This window comes from Bradyrhizobium sp. Ai1a-2 (assembly GCF_000426245.1).
Lineage (GTDB): Bacteria > Pseudomonadota > Alphaproteobacteria > Rhizobiales > Xanthobacteraceae > Bradyrhizobium.
The window spans coordinates 125,313-133,378 of sequence record NZ_AUEZ01000015.1; the positions used below are offsets into that span (position 1 = coordinate 125,313).

Here is an 8,066-nt window from a genome sequence, read left to right on the forward strand (position 1 = left end):
AATCAAGAACGGCGCAAGACGGCGGGAGAAAACCCCGCCGTCTTCGTTTGGTTAAGGTGTGGCGTGAGGGCTTCTGCCGGAAAACGGACACATTTGGTAACCGTTGCTAACCATATTTAAAGGCACGGTCTGTATGAAAGTTGGGCACTTTTGAGGCCCCGCGGTCCAAACCGCTCCCACCGAGGTTCGTGAATGTCAAATGCAGCTCAGGCCTACGCACGTACGTCAACCACGACGGCGTCCCCACGTGAAATCGAAGCGCAGGCGCTGCTAAAGGCTGCACGACAGCTTCAGGAAGTCCAGGCAAACTGGAATGGGCCCGACAAGGCGATGCAGAACGCGCTGCTGTTCAATCGCCGCCTGTGGTCGATCTTCATGAGCGCCGCGCAGGCCAATGACAATCCGCAGCCGCTCGAAGTGCGCCAGAACATCACCAATATCGGCGTGTTCGTGATGAAGCAGACCGTCGAGATGCAGATCAATCCCGATCCGGCGAAGCTGAAGTCGCTGATCGACATCAACTGCAACCTCGCCGCCGGCCTCGCGGGCCGCGGCTAGGCAGGGTGGAGCGGCTGCAATGGCCGACATGATGAGCATCCTGGCGGCCAACTACAAGGCCGTCGGGCTGAACGTTCCCTCCAAGACGCCCTATGTGGCTGTTGATCCTGAGCTCTACGAGGGCAGCTGGACCGGCAAATACGCCAACAACAAGTCGTTCAAGATCCAGGTCTCGAATGTGACGGGCTTCCGCGCCAAGGTGCACTACCAGAGCGAGGGTACCAGCAAGTACCAGGACGTCCTGATCAAGGATCAGTCGTTCCGGGTCGGCGATACCAAGTTCACGCTCACCTCGGTCGGCACGGCGCTGATCAAGAACGTCGTCAACGACCCCGCGACCGGGGGGACGTATCTCGACCAGGCCTACGCGAAGCGTCAGGGCTAAAGCTTCAGTTCTGAGAACCGAAGCTTTGGATTTTTTGTTTGACGCGTTTTCTTCATGCGAACCGGTATCCACTTCGCTCGAAAACGCTCTGAAGCATCATGCCCTGCGGTCGGTGGCGCCGATACGCGTCGGCGCTTCCTTGGTCAGGTCCATCGTGCGGAAATAGGCGCGGCGACGCAGCACCGCCTCTTCGGGAAACTGCCTCACCACCTGGCTCGTGCGGTTGTCGACGACCTGATAGACGACGGAAGCGGCGTCGCGATCGATAATCACTTGGTTGGAAACGGAAGCGCTGACGACGTTGGAATTGATGCTGGCGCGCGCGCCTGCATCCGCCGCCGTGACGCTCCGGCTCGGCGGCAATTCAGTCGGGACGGCATTCTGCGCCGCCTCGCTGACCGGAGCGGTAATCGGCGCTGCAACCGGTACCCCGACCGGCTTGATGCTGAAATCTGTACTCATTACAGCCTCCTAGTGCATGCGCACTAGCTAATGCTTCGAGTCAAATCCCAACCCTCCTCAAACCGCAACTCTAGGCCGGCACCTCTCAATAGGTTGTTAGGGAACGCGCTGAATGTCGCGCTTACGCTCGCGTGACAGTTTTAAATGAATTGTTCAGAGCGACCGGCTGACCGCGAGCGGCGTGATGTGGCGCGGTCCCGGCGCGGCGCGTCGGCCAGTCGCGGTGTAGGTATTCGGCATGTTGCGGCGCTGAATCTCGCTGTTGACGCCGCGCACGATGCCTTCCGACACCGCATGCGCGGTGGCGAGAACGGTGAGGTTGACCTGCAGCATCGCGCGGAAAGTGTCGTGGTGGCGGCGCAACGTGTTCAGGAGGTCGGGTGCCGCCTGTGACAGCAGCTTCTGCGCAGCCTTCACATTCTCGACCGCGACCATGTAGCGGCGTGACAATTCCGATTTCTGCGCTTCCAGTTGCATCGCCTCGCGCACCTTGCCGGCGCGCACCAGCTCTGTCTCACGCTCGGTGATGCCAAGCAGCGCGCTCATCACATCCATCAAGTCCTCCGCAAGCTTGCGGATTTCGGCAGGTGTCGAAGCTGCAGATTTCGCCGCTGGCGCCGGCGCCGGCCCCGATTGAAGACGCTGGTTCATCTTGTCCTGATCTCCTCAAGCTTGGCTGGCGCCGCCTGCCTGCTGCAGGATCAGCGTGCGGAACACTTCGTTGGAAATGCCGACGCCGCCGGATTTCGCGAACGATTTCGAATATTCTTCCGTCAGCATCGAACGCCACACGCCGGTGCCGGGCGTGTCGCCAAACGGGCCTTCGCCCTTGATGCCGCTGGTCATCTGCGAAAACATCGAATTGAGGAACAGCGCCTCGAAATCCTGTGCCTTCGCGCGGGCCTTCGCCTGCATTTCCGGCGAGACCTTCGTCAGCGCCTCCGCCAGTTGCGGATCGTTGCGGCCGTTGCCGCGCGGTGCGTGGTAGGGATTGGTGATGGCGTCGACGAATCCGCTCTGCATCACATCACCTCGATGTCGGCCTGGATCGCGCCGGCGGCCTTGATCGCCTGCAGGATGCTGATCAGGTCGCGCGGGCCGATCCCGAGTCCGTTGAGGCCGTCGACAAGTTGCTGCAGCGAGACGCCGTCTTTCACCAGCGCGAATTTCTTGCCGTCCTCGGTAACCTGCACATTCGAGCGCGGCGTCACCACCGTCCGTCCCTGCGACAACGGGTTGGGCTGGCTCACTTGCGGGGTTTCGGAGATCGACACCGTGAGATTGCCTTGCGCGACCGCCACGGTGGCGACGCGAACGTCGCGGCCCATCACGATGATGCCGGAGCGCTCGTCGATCACGATCTTGGCGGCAAGATCCGGATCGACCTGCAACTGCTCGATCTCGGTCAGCAAGGCGACGACGTTGCCCTTGAACTCCGAGGGGATGTTGAGTTGCACGGTTGAGGGATCGAGCGGCTCGGCCGTCTTCACCCCGAGGAAATCGTTCACCGCCGCCGCGATGCGCTTGGCGGTGGTGAAGTCGGCGTTGCGCAGCGCGAGGCGGACATTGGGCAGGCGGTTGAGCGTGAACTCGATCTCGCGCTCGATGATCGCGCCGTTGGCAATGCGGCCGACGGTCGGCACGCCGCGCACGATCTTGGCGGCTTCGCCTTCGGCCTGGAACCCGGAGATCGCGAGTGTGCCTTGCGCGACTGCATAGACATTGCCGTCGGCGCCGAGCAGGGGGGTGACGAGCAGGGTGCCGCCGCGCAGGTCCTTGGCGTCGCCAAGCGCGGAGACGGTGACGTCCATCCGCGTGCCCTGCGTGCCGAAGGCCGGCAGGTTGCCGGTGACCATCACGGCGGCGACGTTGCCGGTGCGGATGGTGGCGCCGCGGATGTTGACGCCCATCCGTTCCAGCATCGCCTGCAGCGACTGCTTGGTGAAGGGGATGTTGTTGAGGGTATCGCCGGTGCCGTTGAGGCCGACCACGAGGCCGTAGCCGATCAGCTGATTCTGCCGCACGCCTTCGATGTTGGCGAGGTCCTTGATCCGCGACGTCGCGCCGGCCGGCAAAGCGGTCAGCGCGAGCGCGAGCCACGCTGCGCAGGCGGCTGCGAAATAATGTGCCGAACGGATGCCGGGCATCCTGTGCTCCCCTCGAGGTCTTCCGTCGGACCGGCACGCCACTCCCATAGCGGCGATCCGCACATTCCCTATGCCAGCGCTGTGCCATGACGGGCCGATAGATCAAATCATTGATATCTTGAGTGAAATTGTGTGATCGCCGTTCGCGCCCCGTTTGCCGGCGGAGTCGAAACTGCCGGCCGGCGGCAGATTTTGCCGGGTCGTTTACGGACCATTAACCATAACGGGGCGAAGGTTCCGCCCAGCACGCCCGTGGGATCATCGACGATGCGCATCTCAGGACCGAACGGCACCACGCTTGGAACGCCCGCGAACAGTGCGCGGCGGTCCAGCTCGAGCAGCTTCTCGCTGCCGGAACCCTCGACGGAAGCGGGCGAGGTCCGTTCCGGCGCGGCCCCGAAAGCGGCCGCCAATATCGATGCGCTGCTCGCGCTGCAGGGTGTCGAGGACCCCGTGGAACGCCGCAAGCGCTCGGTCGCGCGGGGCCGCGGCGCGCTCGACGTGCTCGACGAACTCAAGATCGGCCTTCTGGCCGGCAATCTGGCGGCGACGACCGTCGCGCGGCTGCGCGATGCCGCCGCCAGCCTGAAATCCTCGTCCGGCGATCCGGGCCTCGATGCGGTCCTGTCCGAAATCGAGCTTCGCGTCGAGGTCGAGCTCGCCAAGGCCGGGCAGACCTAGGGTCGGTTGCCTCGATAGCGATTCGCCCGGCCCGGCGAGTGCGGATTTAATTCCCTTCCGCCGGGCAAAAAGGGCTGATCCGGCCCCTTCAGTCTCCGGGTTGTCGGTGCAGGACGAGCGCACCGACTGGTCCGGGCGGAACGGGACCAACTTGCCTGTGTAAGGGGGCGGAAATGGCACTTCCGAGCGGTTGCACCGATATTGTCTGTCACATGAGGTAGCTATATAAGGCGCCGCGCGGATGACCCATTTTCGTCCGCCTGACAGGGACATGGACTGCCTTTGGAAAAGCTGAAGAACTACCGGCCTTCTGAAAAAGAGCCTTTCATGAACGAGCGTCAGCGCGACTATTTCCGCGCCAAGCTGCTGGCCTGGAAGGATGAGATCCTCCGCGAATCGAAGCTCACGCTGCAGACCTTGCAGGAAGAGAACGTCAACCATCCCGACCTTGCCGACCGTGCTTCCTCCGAGACCGACCGTGCGATCGAGCTGCGCGCCCGCGACCGCCAGCGCAAGCTGATCTCCAAGATCGATGCCGCACTGCAGCGCATCGAGGACAACACCTACGGCTATTGCGAGGAGACCGGCGAGCCGATCTCCCTCAAGCGCCTCGAGGCACGTCCGATCGCAACGCTCTCGGTCGAGGCCCAGGAACGCCACGAGAAGCGCGAAAAGGTCTATCGGGACGAGTAGGGTTGGGCTCGCGGCGGTGCCATTGAAACCGCCATCCGGCGGAGGCAGTTCCGCGCCGCCATGATGACATCCATTCTCAACATCGCTTCGGTCGTCTTGCCGGGTCGCTGATCCCAGCCGCCGCCGCTTGCCGCATTCCAGCATCACGTCACGAACCGACATTCAGGCGAGTTCGGCGTCGAGTGCCGCTTCGCGCGCCGCCGCATGGCCGTGTGAGCCATAGGTCTTCGACCAGGCGAGCAATTCCCGGAACGCAGGCAACAGGCCGTAAGCGGCGTCGGTCAATTCGTATTCCACCCGCAGCGGCTTGTCGGCAAGCACGGTACGAAGGACCAAGCCGTCGCGTTCAAGCTCCCGGAGCTGCGCGGTCAGCATGTGCTGGGTGATGCCGCCGAGCGAGCGGCGCAGGGCGCCGAAGCGGATCGCGCCGTTCATCAGTGCGAAAAGAATTTCGAGCTTCCATTTGCCGCCGAGCGCGTGGATGGCGTGCTTGAAATCGTCGAGCAGCGCCGGATCAGTTGTGCAGCCTGCGCATTCGGCGGAATCGCAAGGCGAGATGGTATTGTTTTCCATACCGGTCTCGAATTTCATCCTACTTGTCCTCTCGCAGATAGTGGCCCAGATGCGGATATTGCAGGCCGGCGCAACGAATTTCCGCGCCGACGCCGAAGATTGAGGAAGGGCTTTGTCGGATGAGCACCGTTTTGGTTACGGGCGGATCGGGTTTCATCGGGGTGCACACCATCTTGCAGTTGCTGGTCGCGGGCCATCAGGTTCGCACCACGGTACGCCGGCCGGAGCGCAGCAAGGATGTGCTCGCGATGCTGCGCGAGGGCAATGCGCCATCGCCCGAGAGCGTGTCGTTCTTCACCGCCGATCTCACGCAGGATGCCGGCTGGCGCGAGGTGGTGGCCGGTTGCGATTACGTGCTGCATGTCGCGTCCCCGCTTCGCAGCGACGTACCGAAGGACGAGAACGAGATGATCATTCCCGCGCGCGACGGAACGCTGCGGGTGCTGCGCGCCGCCCGCGATGCCGGCGTCAGGCGTGTCGTGATCACGTCGTCGATGGGGGCGATCGGCTATGGCCACCCGCCGCAGGCACAACCGTTCGACGAGACGAGCTGGACCAACCTGAATGGCGACGATGTGTTCGCCTATGTCAAGTCGAAGACGCTCGCCGAGCGCGCGGCCTGGGATTTCATTGCGAAGGAGGGCGGCGGCCTGGAACTGTCCGTCATCAATCCCGGCGGCGTGTTCGGGCCGGCCCTGGGGCCGGATTTCTCCGGCTCGATCGACATCATCAAGATGCTGCTCAACGGCGCGATGCCGGCGGTGCCCCGAATCTATTTCGCCGTGGTCGACGTGCGCGACGTGGCGGACCTGCATCTGCGCGCGATGACCTCGCCGGCGGCGTGCGGCGAACGCTTCATCGCGGTTGCCGGAGATCCGATGTCGATGCTCGATATCGCCAATCTCCTGCGGCGCGAGCTTGGTTCCGCTGCCCGGCGGGTGCCGCGCTTCCAGGCGCCGGACTGGGTGGTGCGGCTGGCCGCAACGGGCGTTCCCATGCTGCGCTATGCCGTGCCGATGCTCGGCAAGGTCCGCCGCTCCACCGGCGCGAAGGCCCGCGAAAAGCTCGATTGGACGCCGCGTGGCGATGACGAGGCCATCCTTGCGACCGCCGAAAGCCTGATCAGGCTCGGCCTTGTCAAGGCGTGAGCGCGTCTGTGACGCGCTTGTCAAGCGCCCGCCGTGGTGCTGAATTGCCATCTCGACCACGCAATCCGGGAGGTGGCCATGGACAGGACCGCAGCGGCCGCAAAGGCCATCGCCAGCGCTCGGCGTAACCGCGCGCCGCTGGCGGCGCTGCCGGTGGATCTCGCGCCGGCCGACGAGGAGGAGGGCTATCAGGTCCAGCGCGCGGTGCATGACCTCCTGCTGCCGAAGATCGGCGCGCTCGTCGGTTACAAGATCGGCTGCACCAGCGCGGTGATGCAGGAATATCTCGGGATCGACCATCCTTGCGGCGGCGGCGTGTTCGAGAGGGGCGTGCATGAGAGCGGTGCCGAACTCAAGATCTCCGACTATGTCCGCGTCGGCGTCGAATGCGAAATCGCGGTGAAACTGGCGCGCGATCTGGCGCCCGGCGAGGCGCCGTTCACCGCCGAATGGGTGGCGGAGGCGGTTGCGGAGTATTATCCCGCGATCGAGATCGTCGACGACCGCTATGCGAAATGGGAGGCGATGGGCGCGCCGACGCTGATCGCGGATGACTTCTTCGCCGCCGGCTGCGTGCTTGGCAAGCCAGTGCCGCGTATCACCGCGCCCGATCTGCACGACGTCAAGGGCCGTGCCCTCATCAATGGCGAGGAGATGGCGAGCGGCACCGGCGCCGACGTGCTCGGCCATCCCCATCATGCGCTCGCCTGGCTCGCCAACCATCTCGCCGCCGAAGGCAAGGGCCTGCACGCCGGACAGGTCGTGCTGACGGGGAGTCTCGTGAAGACGATATGGCTCAACGCCGGCGACAGCGTCGTCATGGAACTCGCGGGACTGGGCAAGGTGAAGGCTACCTTCGCGTGATGCGGTAGATTGGTTCGAGCGCGCTTCTCTCTCGGTGTCGTCCCTGCTCAAGGCCGGGACGACGCGGGGGCAAGATCGCGATTCAAGTGTCAAACAGCAGTTCCGTAGGATGGGTAGAGCGAAGCGAAACCCATCAGCTTCGGAGCAAGCTGCGCGAATGATGGGTTTCGCTTCGCTCTACCCATCCTACGTCTGATTCAAACAGCGGATATGAGCCTGCGTTCTCGCGACGCGTCGCGCCCGAGCTTTGCGTCTCGTTTCACCCTCCTCGAAATCGGAGGGCGCAGGGAAAGCCGGGTGCTGGTTGCACCCGTGGGTCCCGTGCAACAAAAAGCACGGGGGTAGGACCACAGGTTCAACCGAAGCATTCCGGCTTTCCCTGCGCGATGGTGTTACGGCTTACTTCGTGCTCTCCCCGGTGACCGGCTATCTAATGCACACATCTTTGTTGCGAAGATCGGCGAAGACTGATTCCCTGATGAGAGGCGGTCTTGTGGAGGGAGGTCTTATGTCGATGGAGGTTGGACTGGGACGATTTGGCGATCGTCGCCTGGA

Annotated in this window: 11 protein-coding genes; 6 read left to right on the forward strand and 5 right to left on the reverse strand. The window is 63.5% G+C overall.

Translation table 11 applies throughout. From position 1 onward, the window contains the following. Positions 1-192: 192 nt before the first annotated feature. Together flaF and K288_RS0113190 are read left to right on the forward strand one after the other, a co-directional pair. Positions 193-558 carry a flagellar biosynthesis regulator FlaF gene (gene flaF, locus K288_RS0113185; RefSeq protein WP_027579975.1) on the forward strand — a complete coding sequence of 122 codons (366 nt, stop codon included), beginning with the start codon at positions 193-195 and terminating at the stop codon, positions 556-558. Positions 559-577: 19 nt separating this feature from the next. After that, positions 578-943 (forward strand): hypothetical protein, encoded by a 366-nt coding sequence (locus tag K288_RS0113190; RefSeq protein WP_027579976.1) that lies wholly within the window; start codon positions 578-580, stop codon positions 941-943. A gap of 96 nt (positions 944-1,039) precedes the next feature. Here K288_RS0113190 and K288_RS0113195 read toward each other — a convergent pair whose 3' ends face one another. The 4 genes from K288_RS0113195 to K288_RS0113210 form a co-directional block, all read right to left on the reverse strand. Further along, positions 1,040-1,405 carry a flagellar protein FlaG gene (locus K288_RS0113195; protein ID WP_027579977.1) on the reverse strand — a complete coding sequence of 122 codons (366 nt, stop codon included), beginning with the start codon at positions 1,403-1,405 and terminating at the stop codon, positions 1,040-1,042. A gap of 153 nt (positions 1,406-1,558) precedes the next feature. Then, entirely contained in the window at positions 1,559-2,056 is a 498-nt protein-coding gene (locus K288_RS0113200) for a hypothetical protein (RefSeq protein WP_027579978.1), read from the reverse strand. 15 nt (positions 2,057-2,071) lie between these two features. Beyond that, a complete protein-coding gene (flgJ, locus tag K288_RS0113205) occupies positions 2,072-2,428 on the reverse strand; it encodes a flagellar assembly peptidoglycan hydrolase FlgJ (RefSeq protein ID WP_027579979.1) in 357 nt (118 codons plus the stop codon). Beyond that, positions 2,428-3,552, reverse strand: a complete 1,125-nt coding sequence (locus K288_RS0113210; protein ID WP_027579980.1) for a flagellar basal body P-ring protein FlgI — start codon at positions 3,550-3,552, stop codon at positions 2,428-2,430. The genes flgJ and K288_RS0113210 overlap by 1 nt, the downstream gene beginning before the upstream one ends. Positions 3,553-3,819: 267 nt before the next feature. On the opposite strand from K288_RS0113210, the gene K288_RS0113215 reads away from it, so the two are divergent. Then, complete coding sequence (locus tag K288_RS0113215) at positions 3,820-4,233, forward strand: flagellar assembly protein FliX (RefSeq protein WP_027579981.1); 414 nt, start codon at positions 3,820-3,822, stop codon at positions 4,231-4,233. Positions 4,234-4,560: 327 nt separating this feature from the next. After that, on the forward strand, positions 4,561-4,926 hold the full coding sequence (gene dksA / locus K288_RS0113220; RefSeq protein ID WP_196237262.1) for an RNA polymerase-binding protein DksA: 366 nt from the start codon (positions 4,561-4,563) through the stop codon (positions 4,924-4,926). Positions 4,927-5,088: 162 nt separating this feature from the next. On the opposite strand, the gene K288_RS0113225 is transcribed toward dksA, so the two are convergent. Next, positions 5,089-5,517, reverse strand: a complete 429-nt coding sequence (locus tag K288_RS0113225) for a helix-turn-helix domain-containing protein (RefSeq protein WP_027579983.1) — start codon at positions 5,515-5,517, stop codon at positions 5,089-5,091. Positions 5,518-5,618: 101 nt separating this feature from the next. On the opposite strand from K288_RS0113225, the gene K288_RS0113230 reads away from it, so the two are divergent. Together K288_RS0113230 and K288_RS0113235 are read left to right on the forward strand one after the other, a co-directional pair. Next, positions 5,619-6,647, forward strand: a complete 1,029-nt coding sequence (locus tag K288_RS0113230; RefSeq protein ID WP_027579984.1) for an aldehyde reductase — start codon at positions 5,619-5,621, stop codon at positions 6,645-6,647. 78 nt (positions 6,648-6,725) lie between these two features. Further along, complete coding sequence (locus K288_RS0113235) at positions 6,726-7,511, forward strand: fumarylacetoacetate hydrolase family protein (RefSeq protein WP_027579985.1); 786 nt, start codon at positions 6,726-6,728, stop codon at positions 7,509-7,511. Positions 7,512-8,066 lie beyond the last annotated feature (555 nt).